The 440-nt window shown below is 39.8% G+C and carries 1 protein-coding gene; it reads left to right on the plus strand.

What is annotated here, in order from left to right:
- Window positions 1-385: hypothetical protein (locus tag GHN86_RS23505; protein WP_228389655.1), on the plus strand; the 385-nt coding region annotated here is incomplete at its 5' end.
- Window positions 386-440: the final 55 nt, after the last annotated feature.

A 440-nucleotide genomic window follows, 5' to 3' on the forward strand; every position in this document is an offset into this window, starting at 1 on the left:
ATCTAGGATAGTAACTCAGCCTGGGCTGGCCATGGAGGGAATAGACCAACCATTGGCAATGTCACTTAGGGTTGAACAATTTATCACTAGCGAGGCAACAGGTAGTAGAATTTCACTTCATACACTAGCTGGCTTACTACCTGTTAAATTTCCAGATAGTACATATGGGAAAGGGGTGTACAGCGAGGATCTAAATGACTCATATTTAGAATATGAAGGTGGTGGTATAAGGTTAAAAATCAAAGGATACAAGCTTGCGTATGAGTACCACGAACCCGTAAATGTCATGTCAGTTATTGATTATTCTAAAGAGCTGCTTGGTATCGTTCAGAACTATTCGTCAGGAGATAAGAAAATGGTGTTTAGGGAAGGCATGGTAAAATAAGAATATACTGAAAAAACCCCTACATTCTAGGGGTTTTATCTCCACAGTTCTTGTC

Origin of the sequence: Pseudomonas helleri (assembly GCF_009600315.1) — a bacterium.
GTDB lineage: Bacteria > Pseudomonadota > Gammaproteobacteria > Pseudomonadales > Pseudomonadaceae > Aquipseudomonas > Aquipseudomonas helleri_A.